Genomic DNA, 16,659 nt, shown 5'->3' on the forward strand with positions numbered 1-16,659 from the left:
CCGCCGCGTTGCCTTCCACGGCTTGTGGCGTTGCCCTACAGTTTCCTCGGACCTGTGCGTTAGACCGTCCAAGAGCCTTTAGCTGCGTTTGAGATAAGCCTTCCCGTAATGCCGTTCCATCCGCGCCTGGATCAGCTCCAGCGCGATGGACATCAGCCAGTAGATGATCGCCGCCGTGGTGAGCATCTCGATGTAGCGGTAGCTGGAACGTCCGTAGGACTGTGCCAGGAACATGACTTCCCAGACCCCCATCACCGAGATCAGGGATGAATCCTTGAGCATGGAGATGAACTGGTTAGTGGTGGGCGGGATGATAGTGCGCATGGCCTGGGGCAGGGTGACCCGCCAGAAGATCACGGTTTCGCCCATGCCCAAGGCCAGCGAGGCTTCGCGCTGACCATGAGGAACGCCGAGGATGCCGGCGCGGAAGATTTCGCTCAGGTAGGCGCCGTAGTTCAGCGACAGGGCGATCACCCCGGCGGCGATGGCACCCGGCACCACGCCCAATTGGGGCAGGCCGAGGTAGATCAACAGGATCTGGATCAGCAGGGGGGTGCCGCGGAAGAACGATGCGTAGAAGCTGGCGATGCCGAACGCCACGGCGCTGCTGGACAACCTTGCCAGGGCCGCGGCGAAGCCCAGCAAGGACGAAGCGACGATCGAACACAGGCACAGGAACAGGGTCAGCGCCGCGCCTTGCAGGAAGCCGTTGGGCGCCAGATGCAGGCCGATCAGGTTCGGCAGCTTGTCCAGGATGATGGAGAACTTCAGGTCGAAGGTCAGGAAAAAGCTCGCGAACAGCACCAGCATGGCTGCCCAGGTCAGGTACAGCCGTGTGCGGAAACCGAAGATTTTCTTCAGGCGCGACTCAGCCACCGGTTGCGGTGGCTGAGAAGAGGGCGGGAAAGAGGTCATTGGGTGATGTCGGCGCCAATCCATTTCTGCGAGAGTCTGCTCAAGGTGCCGTCCTGTTTCAACTGCGCGAAAACCTCACGCACCTTGCTGTTCCACTGGGCATCGCCCTTTTCGATGGCCACCGAATTCGGCTCGGAATACAGCGGTGCGCCCGCCAGCTTGAAACGTTTGTCTTCGGTCAGGCGCGGCTGGGCGGTCACCAGGTTGGTCAGCACGGCATCCAGCCGTACCCCGGCGCCCAGGCCCAGGTCTTGGAACGCCACGTTGTCGGTGTCGTACGGGGCGATCTGCACGTCCTCGAAGGGATAGCTCAATTGGGTGTCTTCGGCGCCTTCGATCACCAGGTTCTTGTTCAGGTAACTTTCATAGCTGGAGGCGCTGGTCAGACCGACTTTCTTGCCGCTCAGGTCCTTGGCGCCCTGGATGCTGTCGTCCTTGGCATTGACCACGATAACCGCGGGCGAGGCGTAATACTGCACCGGGAAATCGAACACCTCGGCGCGGGCCTTGCTCGGGGTCATGGAGCAGATGCAGATGTCGTAGCGTCCGCTCCAGTGACCGGCGGCGATCACGTCCCAGGAAGGCGTTTCCAGGCGCAGCTTCACGCCCAGTTTCTGCGCCACGGCCTTGGCCACGTCCACGTCGAAGCCGTCGAGCTGGTTCTGGTCGTTCAGAAACGAGAAGGGCGGGTAGCTTTCCATCAGGACGCCGACCAGTTCTTTCTTCTGTTCGATGCGATCGAGCGTGGCTCCGGCGAGCGCTTGCGACGAAGCGGCCAGCAGAATAAGGCCCAGGGCCAGCAATGGTTGTCGTTTCATGTGGAGTCCCTGGTAGAAAAAAGTTGTGACAAATCAAAGAGTGCGTATTAAATAGTTATAAGAACGACTCCGGTAGTGAGTTATTTTCATAAGCTTATGAGTGAATCGAATATGGGCGCAGCAACCACAGTCATTCTCGACGGCGGCATGGGCCGCGAATTGCAACGTCGTGGTGCACCGTTCCGGCAGCCCGAATGGTCGGCGCTGGCCCTGAGCGAAGCGCCCGAGGCGGTGGAAGCGGTGCACGCGGCCTATATCGCCAGCGGCGCGGACGTCATCACCAGCAACAGCTACGCGGTGGTGCCGTTTCATATTGGCGAGGCGCGTTTCGCCGCCGAGGGCCAGGCACTGGCGGCGCTGGCCGGGGAACTGGCGCGGCGGGCGGTGCAGGCTTCCGGCAAAGCGGTACGGGTGGCCGGTTCATTGCCGCCGCTGTTCGGTTCCTACCGCCCCGACCTGTTCGACGCCTCGCGCGCCACTGAACTGCTCGCGCCTCTGGTGGCCGGCCTGGCCCCGCATGTCGATCTATGGCTGGCTGAAACCCAGAGCTCGACGGTCGAAGCCAAGGCGATCCATGCCGGCCTGCCCCGGGACGGCAAGCCGTTCTGGCTGTCGTTTACCTTGAAGGATGAGGACACCGACGAAGTGCCGCGCCTGCGCTCCGGCGAACCAGTGGCGGACGCGGCGGCGGTCGCGGCCGAGCTGGGCGTCGAGACACTGCTGTTCAACTGCAGCCAGCCGGAAGTGATCGGCGCGGCCATTGATGCGGCGCGAGACACCTTCGAGCGTCTGGGGGTGAAGATCCACATCGGTGCCTACGCCAACGCCTTCCCGCCGCAACCGAAGGAAGCGACGGCCAACGACGGGCTGGATCCGCTGCGTGAAGACCTCGATCCACCGGGGTACCTGCAGTGGGCGGCTGACTGGCAGAAGCGCGGGGCCAGCCATTTGGGCGGCTGCTGCGGGATCGGGCCGGAGCATATTGCGGTGTTGGCGCAACAGCTAGGTTAAAACGCATGACGGTTTTATCGTTCCCACGCTCTGCGTGGGAATGCATCCCATGACGCTCTGCGTCACCTTCCAGAAGCGGAACGCGGAGCGTCCCTAGCGCCATTCCCACGCGGGAGCGTGGGAACGATCAATCCGCGCTAGCCGGTCCACGACTTTGTTCCATGAGCCCTTGCTCCCGCGCCACAGTTCGGAGGACATCCCGGCTTACGCTTTTCTCCGAGCCCGCCAGCCATCCCTATACATATGTATGTCATTTCCGGTCGAACGGCGCGATAGGGTCCCAGCCCTCATCACAACCGGGACACCTCAATGTCTGTCTTTTCTGAACATGAACCTGGCGCGTCGGCGTCTCTTCCTGCCGCGCGCCTGAAGCCCATCAGCCTGCTAGCCAACGGCGCTCGCTTTCAACCGCATGTATTCGCCGATCAATGGCTAGGTCAATGGGGCCTCACCGGCGATGCGCAGGTCAACGTCACGTATCAAGAAGTCGAGACCATCGACTCGGCCGCCGCCACCCAGAGCACCTCGGTGCCTTTGCGTGACGCCGTGACCCAAGGCTTTCTGATCGCCCATCAAAGCCGCGGATCTTCCTCTGGCCATTCGCCGCGTGAAGGTTGGATTTACCCCCACATCAGTCACATGTCCCTGGACTTCTCGGCACTGCGGGTCAACGGCAAGACCCTTGCGCCAGATGTTTTGCAACAATTGCGCGCCGGCATTGCGCCCGGCTATCAGGGCATCGGTCAGCCCGTCATTACTGAGGTGGATGCCCAGGGCAATGTGCTCGGTGCCCGTGAAAAAGAACAGGTCAGGCAATTGGCGTTGCTGGACACCAATCAGGTGAAACTGGCGCGCTTGTTTGCCGCTCTTCCAACGTTCGACTCGGTGCTCAAGAATCTGCTGGCCAGCCGGATCAAGGCGAAGATCCCGGAGAAAAAATTCCGTGGATCGCTGCTTCAAGACATCGATCCGGATCACTGGTATGTGAATCACTTTACCGTGGACGCGGCGGGCGGCCGTTCATTGACCTCGTCGCAGCGTTTTTCCGACGTGATGTTGGACTGCCTGATGACGGATACACCGCCCACTTACTCGGTCGGTAGCGTGGGGTTTTTCAGTCGCCCAGACTCGGTGGAGGAGGTCGACAGCATTTTTGCCGGCCCGCTGGATGCGAAAACGGCAGCGACCCTGGAGGCCGTGTTCTATATCGCCCAGCCCACCGGGAATGAAGAATTGAAACAGCAGTGGCGCGACGATCTCATCCGCTTTCGTAACAGCAGCGGCGCAGACGTTCTCGATACGCCAACCCCGGCGTCCACCACGCACGCGGCACTTGCTCATCTGCTGTCCCGACGTTTTTTGCACTTGTTCGACCTGTACAGGATCGATCGCGATCCAGGCACCCAATCAAGCCCGGACGCCCGAACCCGGCAGGCTGAGGAAGATCGCCTGTTGGATCTCATCACCACCCACCCTTCCATGGCCGATAGAAACCGCTTGCTGCGGGCCCCCATTCCCCATGTCTACGCCGTCATGCTCGATATGGGCAGCGCCGCGCCCCGGAAATGGTCGGCGGCGATGGTGATCAAACGGACCGATAAACCCTATCTGTTCCTTTACTCCCTGGAAGGCGGAATACAGCGATTCGGTTCTGTCCAAGACCTGATCAATAAAGTGAGTCCGATCTACGAAGGGCAGAAGCGTGCGATCCGGGATATCTCCTCCGAATTGTCCGGGCCTGTGTTTGAAGTGGCGGCAGACGACTTGCTGCAGGTTCAAAGCGCTGCCCTGGAAAGGTATTTGAAGACTGCGCAAAACGAGACGGTCGCTTTGACGGCGTTTGCCCTGAGCGCTGAAGATGCGCTGGACTTGCCCATGTTGTCGCTGGCCGGGCCGCTGGCGGTCCGTCAGGAAATCCTGGTTGAAAACAGTCGCGGTGATTTCTATAAAACCGCCACGCGTTTGGAGAAGTCGACCTATCGCAGCCTGGAAACGCAGGTCTTGGAGGCGGCCTATCAATTAGGCCGTAGCGATATCCAGACCTTGTTGCAGTTCACCCGCCAGAAGGTCAAAGAGTACCTGCAAAAAACCGTGCACCCCGGCATCGATGCCGATCCGGACCAGAGCCTGGTCACGTTCTTCTATGGCAAACGCGCCAACCCAAGGCAGTCGCGCAGCGCCAGTCTGACCCAACTGTTGCTCGACAACCTGCGCCCGGCTCAATACCCGAACGGCATGCGCGAAGTGTTGAGCGCTTACCTGGTCGATGAGGACGGCCAACGCATCCGGAATCCGGCCAACGGTTATTTCGTCACGTTGACGGGGCGCGAACTGGCGCGGATGGTGACGAGCATCGATGCCGGTGGCAGCTATCAAGCCATGCTCAAGGAGGCGATGCACAAACCGGAATACAAAAAGGCCTGGCAAAGCGCGTACCTCGCCAATCTGAAATTCAAAGCCTTCGAGGCCTCGCTCAAGGGCGACGACGTATTCAAGGCCGTCCTGATCGATAAGGCTTTCAATCCTCCAAAATTGGCAAAGAAGCTCGCCCTATGGCTCGACGCCGTCCTGCGCTCGCCATCAGCCGAACGTCGCGCACCGGTCATGGGGCGCACGGTTCACGTCTACGGTCTTTTGCTGGGTGGCAGCATGGCGGCGGGCGGGCAGCAGGCCAGGCAGAGCAATGCGACCAGCATCGATGGCGCGCTGATCTTTTCCGATCAGGCGGGGCCGGATATCAAGGGCACCGTCGGCGTTTATTTCCCGGATGCGCCCAAGGGGGAGGACTTTCATGAGTTTGCCGATCTCAGCGATGGCATTGCGCAGCTGTTGCCCCGTGAGGATTGGCAAGAATATTTCCGGGCGCGCATTTCCACCAGCAACCCGGTTGAGATCAAGCGGACATTGGGGCAGCAGGGTGGTCGTCCGTTGATTCGCGGCGCGTTGATCACCGGCGACCTGTTTGAGGCGCTGCATCGGGCGCACGTGCACTTTCACAGCGCCCATGCCGATCACCGTTCCAACAGCAACCGGGATGTTCGCCATCAAACCTATGGCCGGTTCGGGCAGATGGTGATCGAGATTGTCCTGGAACTGGCCGGCCTGTTCCTGGCGCCCGGTATCCAGATGCTCAAGAGCGCCATCAAGACCGGTTTGCTGATATTCAGAACCGGGGCCATTCCTCTGAACCTCAAGACCTTGGCGCTGGTGCACGCCGTAGCGAACCACGGTGGATGGCGCTTGTCCGCAGGCGTGGCGGTGCCCACGCGAAGCCAGTCGTTTTTCCGCGCGGTGACGGCGCGCCAGAGTCCGGAGGAGGCGCAGACCGGACTGCGGTTGGACAGCGCGATCTACGGCCGTTACGCCGTGGCGGATACCTCGGTTATACGGGGCCTGGCAGCCGACACCCGGGGCTTCTATCGTGGGACGGTCAGCGACGTGGCGACAGGTCGCGTGATAGCCCGCCCCGTGTACGTACGCCAACCCGATGGCACGGTGTTCCGCGTGCACGACGCGACGAAACTGAACGCGACCGATGCCATTCTGGTCGACCCGATAACGGGATTGAGCCTGCGCTCCAGTGGGGTGATGAGAAGTACCGTGGCGCGGACGTCCGATGGCGAATGGCGTGCCGTAGGATTTGGCCGGGGCGGTGGAAAACGGCCGGGGGATTTGAACCCCCAGCCAGGCCCTTCGAAACCCAAGAAGGCGGCCATCTCGTCTACCGCGCTTTCCTCGTTGGTGCGCACGCCAGGCCGTTGGAACAACCAGCTCATGGACCTGGTTCCGTCAATCATGACGCGTCTGCGAAGTTGGCCACAAAACCGCAGCTTGCTGATTCTCAACGAACAGACACCTGAGCATGTCTGGTCGGTGCGCTTTACCCCCGGCCAAGACGAAACCATCTATCCGGCAAGCAACCATCCGGACAGGACCGACACCGATGTGGTCCTGAGCCGACCGACCCAGACCCATTACAGCCTGGTGTTGGGGGAGGAGGTCGTGGAGATCCCTGCCGACGGCGATTGTTTCTTCAATGCCGTCACCCGTGGGCTGAATGAAGGACAGGCCCAGGAAACGTTCTCCATGCAAGGCTTGCGAAATGAAGTGGCCGACTATATCGATCAGCATCCACAGATCGAACAATACGTGGCACCGCCGCCCACTGGGACACAAGAGGCGCTCTTCGAGAATGCGTCTTCGCTGGACAACCTGTTGGGTTCGGCGGCGGTGCTCGATCTCACCCGGATCGTCTATGGCGCGCCCAACCCGCATCGCCTGTTCCAACCCACCTTGCGCTACCTGGAGTTGCATGCGAACAGTGCGGTGGGTATGGCACTCACGGCCAATCCAGCCTCCAGATTGCCAACCGAAATCCTCCAACAAGTCGGACGCCTATTGTCGCAGCGGCCGCCGGCGAAATTGGCAGCCAGCGTTTATGCGCCATATTCCGGGGAAGAGCGACAAACCATGCAGCAACTGTTCGAGGACCTCTTGGTGGGGCCCGTTGAGCCTGCACTGATCCAGAAGCTGCTTGATGACAAGTACCTGCTGATGACCCCTGACGTGGCCCATATCCTGCTGGAGTACGGCGTGACCGCAAGGCAACTGGTCAATTACCATCCCAATAACAGTTCGGCTTATGTCCTGTATGACGAAGCGCTGCACGGGCATCTGGACGAAGACCAGCTTGAAGCTCTGCTCGATGGGGCCTACTTGGTCAATAGCGATGATCTGGATGATGCCAAGAGTCTGTTGAATGCCGATTCTGGCAAGTACATCAGTGATACTTCGGAGCTGTTCGATCATTTCATTTACACGGACAGGGCCGATAGGACTGTCAACTTGTTCAAGACCGCTCTCGGGCGTTTTCCCGTCTTGCTGAGGCGGGCGAATTTTCTGTTCAGGTCGCCGATCATCGCGCATAACCTGGGCGGTTTGTTGCGGGTCGGCGAAGTGGCCCGGTGGCTACGTAACCCGGCCTTGTCCGATAGGCGTTTCCAGCTTCTTGCGGAGTATGCGAGCACCCGCTACAGCGAATTGCAGCGCACCGAAAGCATTGATGTCGACTGGATGCAGTTGTTTGACGACCGGAACCTGGAGAATATCGTCGTGCATCAAGAAGAGCTGGCGGATTTCCTGGTGTTCCTGGGGGGCGCGTGGGGCAACATCATGGACAACGACATTCCTGCGGTCGCAAAACTGTTCAGCTTTGCGGGGCAGCCGCCGTCCAACGCCAGGGTTGCCCTGTTGTTCGAGACCCCGAATCTGTGGAGCTCTCTGCAGAAACTCCGAAAGGATTACGCCAGCCAGATCTGGGCCGACCTGATCGGGCCGCACTTCAGCGACGCCACCATCCGAAAGACACTGGCCGAACCCCGGGCACTGAATTCCGAGCTGCATCTTGCCCTTGCCTTGAGAAGCAGCCTTGCCCCGGACGAATTCCGCGCGAATCAGATTATCCAGCGGCTGCTGTCCATCGGCCAGCGTCGGGCCCAGCAGTACCTCTACAACTTTGATTTCCCGACCGATCGCCTGGGCCATAGTCGCCTGGATTTTGCCGTGTATGTGGAAAGCCACCTGACCATCCCGGACTGGGCCTGGCAGTACGCAAGACGCGGGGTTACCGCCGATTCGCTCAAGCAGATCGGCGAGGTGAAGCCCAAGCCTGAGTGAATCATGTATTCACCGCCAATCCCTGTGGGAGCGGGCTTGCCCGCGAAAGCGTCGGATCAGCCTGCATTGGTGCTGAATGGGTCGACGGCTTCGCGGGCAAGCCCGCTCCCACGTTGGGTCCTTGGCGTTCACAAATGCTGCGCCCGGCACTGCGCCAAGCTGCGCACCTGCCCACCCTCGTGCAGATTCTCCTCGCTCAACCAACGCTCGAACCCCGCGCCAATGGCGGGCCATTCCGAGTCGAGCATCGAGTACCAGGCCGTATCGCGGTTCTGTCCCTTGACCACCATGTGCTGGCGGAACACCCCTTCGAAGGTGAAGCCCAGCCGTTCGGCGGCGTACCTGGAGCGGGCGTTGGCGTTGTTGCATTTCCATTCCAGCCGACGATAACCCAGGGCAAATGCCTCCTTCGCCAGCAGGTAGACCGCCTCGGTACTCTTCGGCGAGCGTTGCATCGACGCGCCGAAGGTTACGTGGCCGATCTCGATGCGGCCCTGGGCCGGAACGATGGACATCAGGCTGAGAATGCCTTGCACGTCGCCACTGGCCCGGTCGATCACGGTGAAGAAGTACGGATCGATGTTGCTGGCGTGATTCTCTAGCCAGGCATCGAAAGCCTTGCGCTCCGTGAAAGGGCCGTAAGGCAGGTAGTCCCAGAGTTTCGGGTCGGCACCGGGGCCTTCCAGGGCTTGCCACAGGCCATCGGCATGACGCGCCGGGTCAAGTTTTTCCAGGCGGATGAAACGTCCTTCGATCAACTGGGTGAACGGTGCCGGGACACCTTTCCAGTCGGCGAGTGAAATCGGCATGCGGTGCTCCTCAAAGGGCTTTGCGAAATTGGATGAAGCCTGGGCGTTCGGCGACGCGCTCATACAGCCGGATCGCTGTCGCGTTGGTTTCGTGGGTCAGCCAATGCACCTTGCAGCAACCGTCGGCCTTCGCCGTGGCGTAGACGAACTCGATGAGTTGCCGACCGACCCCGGTGCCCCGGCGCTGCTGCGTGACGAGCAGGTCTTGCAGGTAGCAGGAGTTTTCGATGCTCCAGTTCGAACGATGGTAGATGAAGTGCACCAGGCCCACCGCCGTGTCGCCGTCCCAGGCGAGCGCGCCATGGGTCGGCTCGCGGTTGTCGAGCAGCCGCTGCCAGGTACTTTCGCTTACCGCCTCCGGCAGTTCGGTGTCGTAGAACCGCAGGTAGGCCTGCCACAACGGCAGCCACGCGGCATGATCGTCAGCGGTGACGAGGCGGATCCTGGTTTGGCTCATGTTCACTCCTCGGTTGTTGGAGCAGGCATCAGGCGCGAGAGCGCCTGGTCCTGGGGGTCTGGGCTGGCGGCGAGCCCGTTGCGTACCCCGGCGACATCGGCGGGACCGCGGTTCTGGCTGAGCTTGCGTTTACCTTCCAGGCGCTGGATCGGCAGGGCGAAGCCGACGATTGCCTTGAGCATGCCGTCGATATACTCAGGCGGTGCGTCATCGACTTTCCATGGCTGGGCGCGACCGCTTTCGTGGCGGTCGGTGAGGGCGCTCACCAGGTTGCGCAGGCGATGGGCGTCGGTGAAGACTTCGGCGCTCCCGTAGGCATGTACGGCCAGGTAGTTCCAGGTCGGCACGACTTTGCCGTGCTCGGCTTTGCCGGGGTAGAAAGCGGGGCTGACGTAGGCATCGCCACCGGCGAAAACCACCAGCGCCTCGGCACCGGCCTGCAGATCGCGCCACTGTGGGTTGGCCCGGGCCAGGTGCCCGTACAGGGTGCCATGGGGGCCTTGTCGTGGCTCCAGCAACAGGGGCAGGTGACTGGCCTGCAGGCCGTGCTCCCCCTGGGTGATCAAGACGGCCAGGCGACAGTCGTCGATCATCTGCTGGAGCTGGGGCAGGTCTTGCACGGCAAAGGCTATAGGGTTGTACATGACATTTTCCTTGGCGAATGCCCACATCCTAGGCAGGCTATTGGTCTGTTGTAAGAGCCACTTTCAACCAATTCAGTAGGACCATTTTCGGGTGCTGTCATGACCAATGCTGTGCCACCGCTGTCCTTCAATCCCGCTGGAATCGAGCTGGATCGCCGCCAGGGACTCAGCCGCCAGCTCTATCAGGCCTTGCGCTCGCGAGTACTGGACGGGCGCCTGGCCGGTGGCACCCGCCTGCCCGCCAGCCGTGACCTGGCGACGGCACTGTCTATTTCCCGCAACAGTGTGGTGCGGGCCTACGACCAGCTCTATGCGGAGGGTTTCATAGAAGGGCGGGTCGGTGATGGCACTTACGTAGCGACTCTGTCATCGGCGACGCTGCCCATCAAAAACATATCCACAAAAGTGTCCACAGGCATATCAACAGGCTTACCCACAGATTTATCCACAAAAATCGCTCCGGACTGGTTGGATTTACCGGTGGCCCCCGCCAGCAAAGTTATCCACAGCGACGCCTTGGCGCGTGTCGAAAAACATCACCTGAACCCGCCTCCCAGCGGTCCGCCCCGAGCGTTCAGGGTCGGCGTACCGGCCTTCGATCTGTTCCCGTTCGACATCTGGGCCAAGCTGAACGCGGCTTTCTGGCGCAAGCCGGATCTGCAGCAGTTGTGTTATGGCGACTCACAAGGCGATGCACGCCTGCGGGCCCTTATCGCCGCTTACCTGCGTAGTTCTCGTGGTTTGCACTGCACGGCTGAGCAAATTGTGATCACCAGCGGCGCCCAGCAGGGCATCAGTCTTTGTGCACAGCTGCTGGTGGATCCTGGGGACATAGTGGCAGTGGAAAATCCGGGCTATCGCGCCGCCGGGCATGCGTTTTCCGTGGCGGGCGCCGATGTGCGAGGGGTGTCCGTGGACAACGACGGGCTCGATTGCGCGGCGCTCGAGGGGTTGAGCCATTGTCGGTTGGCCTATGTCACACCGTCCCATCAGTATCCGCTTGGTGTGGTCATGAGCCTTGCTCGACGGCTGGAACTGCTGGCCTGGGCCGAACGCAACGATAGCTGGATCGTCGAAGACGACTATGACGGCGAATACCGCTACAGCGGTGCGCCGCTGGCGCCCTTGGCTGCGCTGGATCGCCAGGGCCGGGTGCTTTATGTCGGGACGTTCGGCAAAGTCGCGTTCCCGGCCTTGCGCCTGGGCTACCTGGTATTGCCTCCGGGCCTGGTGGATGCGTTTGCCCGTCGTCGCGCCGTGGATGTGCGCCACTCGGAAGTCAGCACCCAGGCGGTGATGGCCGAGTTCATGGCCGCCGGGCATTTCCAGCGGCACATCCGGCGCATGCGCCGGGCCGCACTGGCACGACGCGATGCGATGCTGGCCGGTTGGCCGAAAGCTGTCGCCGGCGTGGGGCCGCTGCCGACAGTGGTGGCGGGGTTGCATGTCACGGTGCCGGTGGACAGCGTCGAGCGTGAGCGGGAGCTGATCGTCCAGGCGACCCGGATTGGCGTCGAGATCAATGGCTTGAGCAGCTATTGGCTGCCCGCCACGCAGCCTCCCCTGGTGCGCGCCGGGCTGGTGCTGGGGTTCGCGGCCGTCCCGCCAGCGGCCATCGGTGCCGCGCTGACGAGCCTGGCAAAGGCATGGGGCGCCGGGGATTGAACACCGGGCATCGACGGATGCCCGGTGGGCCAGGACTATGAGGGCCGTTTCGGAAAGAAGACCGCAATGGCTTGATCCACGGCGATCTCGCTGCGGTAATGGTCGATCAGTTGCCGCTGGTTGAGTTCGTTGGTCGAGTCAGCGGCTTTCCCGAGGTTGACCTGTTCCGGTGTCTTCAAGCGTGCGGACAGGAAAGCGTGAGCCGGTACCCAGTCGGTCGAATAGTGGAAATCGGCGAACCAGAGGGTTTTGTTTTCCTTGAGGTCCTTGATCTCATACCGGTCCAGGTAGCCATAGAACGGTCCCTTGATCCGTTGTCGGCTTTTCTGCTTGCTGATGGAAATCTGATTCCGACTCTTGAGCCATGTGACGCTGCTCATGGTGGGCGGACGTTGCTTGATGACCTTGAGCACGGCTTCGAATCCATCGTCGTAAAGGGCCTTCGCGGCTTTCTTGAGTTCCGCGCGCGTGGATTCGGCAATACGTCGCTCGTCTGCGGGAATATCCACCGTTTCGTTCGAAGTGCTGTCCAGCGCTTTCGTGATCGCGGCGCCGACTTTCTCCATCCGGCTGGCATGGGCGTTCAGGATCACGCCGAGCCCTGCAGGAGAGCGCTCAGACTCCTGGAGGTTTTCCGCGACCTCGGTCTTGAACGCCGTCAAGCCATTGATCAGGGCCTTGCCCTTGGTCACGCTGGTCTTGAGCGGTGGAACCACCGACGACATGGCGGCCGGCGGGGAGTCGGCATTGATATGGGGCACCCACTCGCCGTTGTCCTTGCGATGGAACGTGGCGATGATCTTGTCCGAGAACGGGTGCTTGACGTCGACCCAGTCGGTTTCCTCCTTCAGCTTCGTCAAACGCGGCTCACCACTGACCAGGCCCCAGAACCGCGCCCTGATGAATCTTTTTCTCGGCCTCGGACGGGCCTCATACGGGGCCCCCGTGGTCCGTTGGTTGCTGCGTTCGTCGAGGGCCTGGGCCAGGTGACGCAGGGTTCGTTTCTTGAGCAGGCCGACCTGCTTGACCAGTCGACTGAGCTCCACCAGGCGAACGCTGTCCTTGTATTCACTGGCGATGTATTCAAGGTGTTCCTCGATGGCGGAGAACTGTTCCGTCAGGCTGCCGAAGGCGTCGATCTGCTCGTCGAGGCGAATCACGCTGCGTTCCTCGATGGCGTCATGCAGGCTCTGGAAAGCGACCGTGACGTTATCCACGACCTGATTGAGGTCCGCCCAGCCTTCGGGCATGGTGCCGACGCTTTCGAGCGACAGGCAAAGATGCCGGTACATGTCCAACTGGATCAGCCGGATGGCGTCACTCCTGTAGGCCGGCATCTTTGCACGGTGCTGGCGCAGGAATTCGAAGCCTTCGCGTCCCAGCTTCTTGAGCCTGGCGAAGCGGGTCTCCATGTAGTCCAGGCGTTCGATCATGTCGTCGCCGACCCTGATCATGGTGTCGGCGGCATCGATATGCTCCTGCTCCAGGATTTCCACACCGGAGGTGGTCATGTCCATGGCCTTCCTCAGGGCCGGGGTGAATCGCTCGTTCAATGCGTCTATCTCCTCGAACGTGAAATTGATCTGCGCATTGAGGTAACCCAGCCTGGCCTGGGGGGCGTCGGGCCTTGATTGGAACACCGGCCATTCGGTCAATATTCGCAAGGCTTCGTCGTAGCTCTCACGTTGTGTCTTCAAGGTGCTGAGGTACACGTCGCGCTTGGTTTCCTTGGCGGCGCCCGATGCCTTGTTCATTTCTTCGGCATTCATGGTCAGCAGCTTCTGGTTCTGCGGTTTGCTGTTTTCGATCCGGTTCAGCTCTGCAAGCAGTTGCGTGCTGAGGCGCTTTGCCTCGGCGACGACCGCCTGCCTGGCGTCTTTCGAACCGATGCCACGCAAACGCAGACGGGTATCGACATGCCATCTTCCATGGGCGTCGCCCATCAAGGCAGGACCGATGCGTGCGGGATTGGCCTCATCGACGATGAAGGCCTGTTCCCCCTCCACCGCCACCTTGAACCAGGTATGCGCCACCTGTGCGTACCAGTCATCGCCCTTTGGGTAGAGCCCTTTGAATGCGCCCTGGGTTTCGGGTTGCTCCAGCCTGTCGGGTTTGTCGATACGGAAGGTTTCCAGGAGCTTCACACCTTGCCCCGACTTGCTGATCAAGGCACCGCTGGAATGAATGACGGCGTAGTGTTCGGGCAACAGCTCGGTACCCTTGAGCGGTGGGCGCTTTTCGATGACCAGCTCGGTTTTTTTCAGGTCTTCCAGCTCGACCACCACCTCCGGCGCCGTCGATCGGCGGCTGCGTTTGCCTTCCCTGGCGCGGGCGATGGCGAACGCGGTGATGGCCATTGCCATGTTCAGCAGCAGGTCGACGAAGGCTTCCCATGTGGCCTGGCTGTTGAACGTTTCGTCGTTCTGCGTCAGCGACTCCACGTCGTCCAGGATCTGCCAGAACCAGGCCGCGGTGCCTACGGCTGAGCCCAGGTAGGGCAGCGCCAGGTTGAAGATCAACCAGCCGGCCTGCTTGAAGGTCTGCCAGCGATGCTCACTGTTGGAAATCGATTGGCGATCGGCCAGTTCCACCAGGGCGTCGGCATTGGCCTTGAACAACTGCGGCAGGAAGTCGGCTCCGAGCGTCTCTTCACTCAAGCTGATGGGGGCGCTGTTGGCCCAGGCCGAAAAAGGATCGGTCACGAAATCGATAATGGTCCAGGGGGAGGGCAGAGGGCCTGAAAACACGTATCGGCTGTAGTTTTCACGCACGCCGTCGGGTAGCCAGGCCAGTACCGACTGGCGCAAGGAAGGGGTTTGCTTGATGGCATAGATCAGGTTGCTGAACGATGGATACTGGCACAGCTGCGGTTCGAGCAGCGGCCGGTACAGCAGGCAGGGGCCGGCATCCGGGTTCTGGGGGCCGATCACGAACATGTTGGTCACGACGTCCTTCGAGTGCCTCTGTTCGGACACGAACGCCAGTTTGCGGATCACGATGGCCTGCCCGTCGATCTTGCGATCGGCCGGCTCGGGCTCCATCAGGGCGCATACATAGCGATAGCCCCGTTCATCGATGTAGCAGGCTCCGCGAATCTTGCTTTCGAGCGCCAGCATGGGTAGCTGGACGCGCAGCTGGGAGGTATACAGATTCTGGCGACGGCTTGACTCCTGCGGGTCGTCCAGCAGCTTGCGCTTGACCAATTCGGGGTAGACACGACCGATATCGATCTTGCCGATGACCTTTTCCAGGTAGTCGATCGTCATCCAGCCAGGCAGGGCGGTACCGTCGATCGATCGAACCGTTCTATCCCCCGGAGGCAGCGCGATGAGGTTTTGCAAGGCCAGTTCAACCAGGCTGAACCGAGCGGTTTCGAATTTCCCCGGCACGATGAAGGTACCCCAGGCAACCAGGCTGCGGATCTGGACCTGGATTTTCTCCAGGTCGAGGCTCTCGGCATCGGCGTGTTCCGATTGCATCTGTTGCTTCAGGGCCGCCAACGTGTAGCGCTTGATAGATGGGATCTCGTCCAGGTAAGTCTTGCCGGCATGAGAACTGCTCAGCGCCGAGAGGCTTTTCATGTGTTGGGCAAACAGCATCTGGTCCGATACCGATGCTGTCTTCAACCAGTCAGGTATCTGCTTCTGGAACCAGTCTTCGGTCGGGTCGTTATCCGTGTCCAGCTCATCGGAAGCGTTCTGCTCGTTCTCGCTGGGTATGAACCTCTGCATGAAGCCCGGGGAGCCGATGATCTCCACTTGCATGGCAATCAACCCGCAAGCCTTGTGATCGAAGATATTGCCGCTGGGTTCGTAGAGCCGCCACTGGATCTTCTTGCGTACCCCGGTCCCCAGGTGAGTGGGCAGGGATTGGCCGAGGGCGTGTTGGGAGTCGAACTTCTCATAGCCGTTGCGCAGCGAGTAGGTGAGGATGACTTCCTGGCCGTCGATTTTGCCGATCAGCACCACGACCGAGTTCTCGTTGACGCGGGACACCTTGTCGCCGTTGACTTCATCGATATCGATCAGATACGCATGGGTGTCGAAGCGGTCATGCTCCTTGCGATCCTGTAGATCGGGATAAAGGTACAGCAGCCTGGCCATGGTGCATTCGGTCGCGGTCCAGCCCTTGACCTGCCTGACGTCCCAGAGCTTGCGCAGCGTGCGGGACAGCTCATGCCAGCGCGGACCGGAGGCGCCGAGGGAGGCGTTCCAGTACAGCAGTTGCTGCTCCTGGCTGGCGGACAACATGGTCGGCACCAGCTCGTTGATCATGTTGCCGATCTGCCCGATGCGCACCGGAAGATGCACCTCGGGCGTGGTCAGCGGCAGTTGGGTCAGATAGTGCAGGCCGTCCACCAGCAAGGTGGAATCGCTCTCGCCCACCCGCTCGGCCACCATGCTGCTCAAGGTTTCGTAGCGTGTGGGGCGCTCGACGATTTCGCCATCGACAATGTCCCAGTCCGGCTCCCCGACGACGGTGTTGTGCGGGTCGAGGTCCAGCGCCGGATAGAGTCGCTTGAGGGCTGTGCGCAAGAGTACGGCGGCCACTTCCGGTGAGGTCGGACCGGCCAGCAATTGATTGAGTACGGCATCCCTGAGGCTGGCTTCGGGCGTGGATTGCCCGGTGGTTCTTAAGGTTCTTGCCATTTGAGTCTCCCTGTC

The 16,659-nt window shown here is 61.0% G+C and carries 9 protein-coding genes; 3 read left to right on the plus strand and 6 right to left on the minus strand.

Translation table 11 applies throughout. The annotated features are described in order from the left end of the window. Positions 1–78 precede the first annotated feature (78 nt). Both BT179_RS04735 and BT179_RS04740 read right to left on the minus strand, forming a co-directional pair. Positions 79–915: an amino acid ABC transporter permease gene (locus BT179_RS04735; protein WP_072397296.1), complete on the minus strand. Its 837-nt coding sequence runs from the start codon at positions 913–915 to the stop codon at positions 79–81. Next, a complete protein-coding gene (locus BT179_RS04740) occupies positions 912–1,733 on the minus strand; it encodes an ABC transporter substrate-binding protein (RefSeq protein WP_072431356.1) in 822 nt (273 codons plus the stop codon). Before BT179_RS04740 ends, BT179_RS04735 begins: the two co-directional genes overlap by 4 nt. Positions 1,734–1,844: 111 nt before the next feature. Here BT179_RS04740 and BT179_RS04745 point away from each other — a divergent pair, with 111 nt between their 5' ends. Together BT179_RS04745 and BT179_RS04750 are read left to right on the plus strand one after the other, a co-directional pair. After that, positions 1,845–2,744, plus strand: coding sequence for a homocysteine S-methyltransferase family protein (locus BT179_RS04745; RefSeq protein ID WP_072431357.1), 900 nt, complete (start codon positions 1,845–1,847; stop codon positions 2,742–2,744). A 309-nt stretch (positions 2,745–3,053) separates the two neighbouring features. Further along, positions 3,054–8,420: an OTU domain-containing protein gene (locus BT179_RS04750; protein WP_072431358.1), complete on the plus strand. Its 5,367-nt coding sequence runs from the start codon at positions 3,054–3,056 to the stop codon at positions 8,418–8,420. Between the two features lie 128 nt (positions 8,421–8,548). On the opposite strand, the gene BT179_RS04755 is transcribed toward BT179_RS04750, so the two are convergent. From BT179_RS04755 to BT179_RS04765, 3 genes are read right to left on the minus strand one after another with little or no spacing between them, the layout of a single operon-like run. After that, complete coding sequence (locus BT179_RS04755) at positions 8,549–9,229, minus strand: GNAT family N-acetyltransferase (protein WP_072397292.1); 681 nt, start codon at positions 9,227–9,229, stop codon at positions 8,549–8,551. 10 nt (positions 9,230–9,239) lie between these two features. After that, positions 9,240–9,686 (minus strand): GNAT family N-acetyltransferase, encoded by a 447-nt coding sequence (locus BT179_RS04760; protein WP_072431359.1) that lies wholly within the window; start codon positions 9,684–9,686, stop codon positions 9,240–9,242. Between the two features lie 2 nt (positions 9,687–9,688). Further along, positions 9,689–10,330 carry an FMN-binding negative transcriptional regulator gene (locus BT179_RS04765; protein WP_072431360.1) on the minus strand — a complete coding sequence of 214 codons (642 nt, stop codon included), beginning with the start codon at positions 10,328–10,330 and terminating at the stop codon, positions 9,689–9,691. 99 nt (positions 10,331–10,429) lie between these two features. Between BT179_RS04765 and BT179_RS04770 the strand changes: the two genes are divergently transcribed. Further along, positions 10,430–11,995, plus strand: coding sequence for a MocR-like pyridoxine biosynthesis transcription factor PdxR (locus BT179_RS04770; protein ID WP_072431361.1), 1,566 nt, complete (start codon positions 10,430–10,432; stop codon positions 11,993–11,995). A gap of 35 nt (positions 11,996–12,030) precedes the next feature. Here the strand turns inward: BT179_RS04770 and BT179_RS04775 are convergent, their stop codons facing one another. Then, positions 12,031–16,644 (minus strand): dermonecrotic toxin domain-containing protein, encoded by a 4,614-nt coding sequence (locus tag BT179_RS04775; RefSeq protein WP_072431362.1) that lies wholly within the window; start codon positions 16,642–16,644, stop codon positions 12,031–12,033. Between the last annotated feature and the right edge of the window lie 15 nt (positions 16,645–16,659).

It is taken from the genome of Pseudomonas sp. NFACC43 (assembly GCF_900119645.1).
In the GTDB taxonomy this organism is placed as follows: Bacteria; Pseudomonadota; Gammaproteobacteria; order Pseudomonadales; family Pseudomonadaceae; genus Aquipseudomonas.

Bases quoted from the DNA above. Each gene is read 5' to 3' on its own strand.
- BT179_RS04735 (WP_072397296.1), bottom strand. From the start codon at position 915: ATGACCTCTTTCCCGCCCTCTTCTCAGCCACCGCAACCGGTGGCTGAG.
- BT179_RS04740 (WP_072431356.1), bottom strand. From the start codon at position 1,733: ATGAAACGACAACCATTGCTGGCCCTGGGCCTTATTCTGCTGGCCGCT.
- BT179_RS04745 (WP_072431357.1), top strand. From the start codon at position 1,845: ATGGGCGCAGCAACCACAGTCATTCTCGACGGCGGCATGGGCCGCGAA.
- BT179_RS04750 (WP_072431358.1), top strand. From the start codon at position 3,054: ATGTCTGTCTTTTCTGAACATGAACCTGGCGCGTCGGCGTCTCTTCCT.
- BT179_RS04755 (WP_072397292.1), bottom strand. From the start codon at position 9,229: ATGCCGATTTCACTCGCCGACTGGAAAGGTGTCCCGGCACCGTTCACC.
- BT179_RS04760 (WP_072431359.1), bottom strand. From the start codon at position 9,686: ATGAGCCAAACCAGGATCCGCCTCGTCACCGCTGACGATCATGCCGCG.
- BT179_RS04765 (WP_072431360.1), bottom strand. From the start codon at position 10,330: ATGTACAACCCTATAGCCTTTGCCGTGCAAGACCTGCCCCAGCTCCAG.
- BT179_RS04770 (WP_072431361.1), top strand. From the start codon at position 10,430: ATGACCAATGCTGTGCCACCGCTGTCCTTCAATCCCGCTGGAATCGAG.
- BT179_RS04775 (WP_072431362.1), bottom strand. From the start codon at position 16,644: ATGGCAAGAACCTTAAGAACCACCGGGCAATCCACGCCCGAAGCCAGC.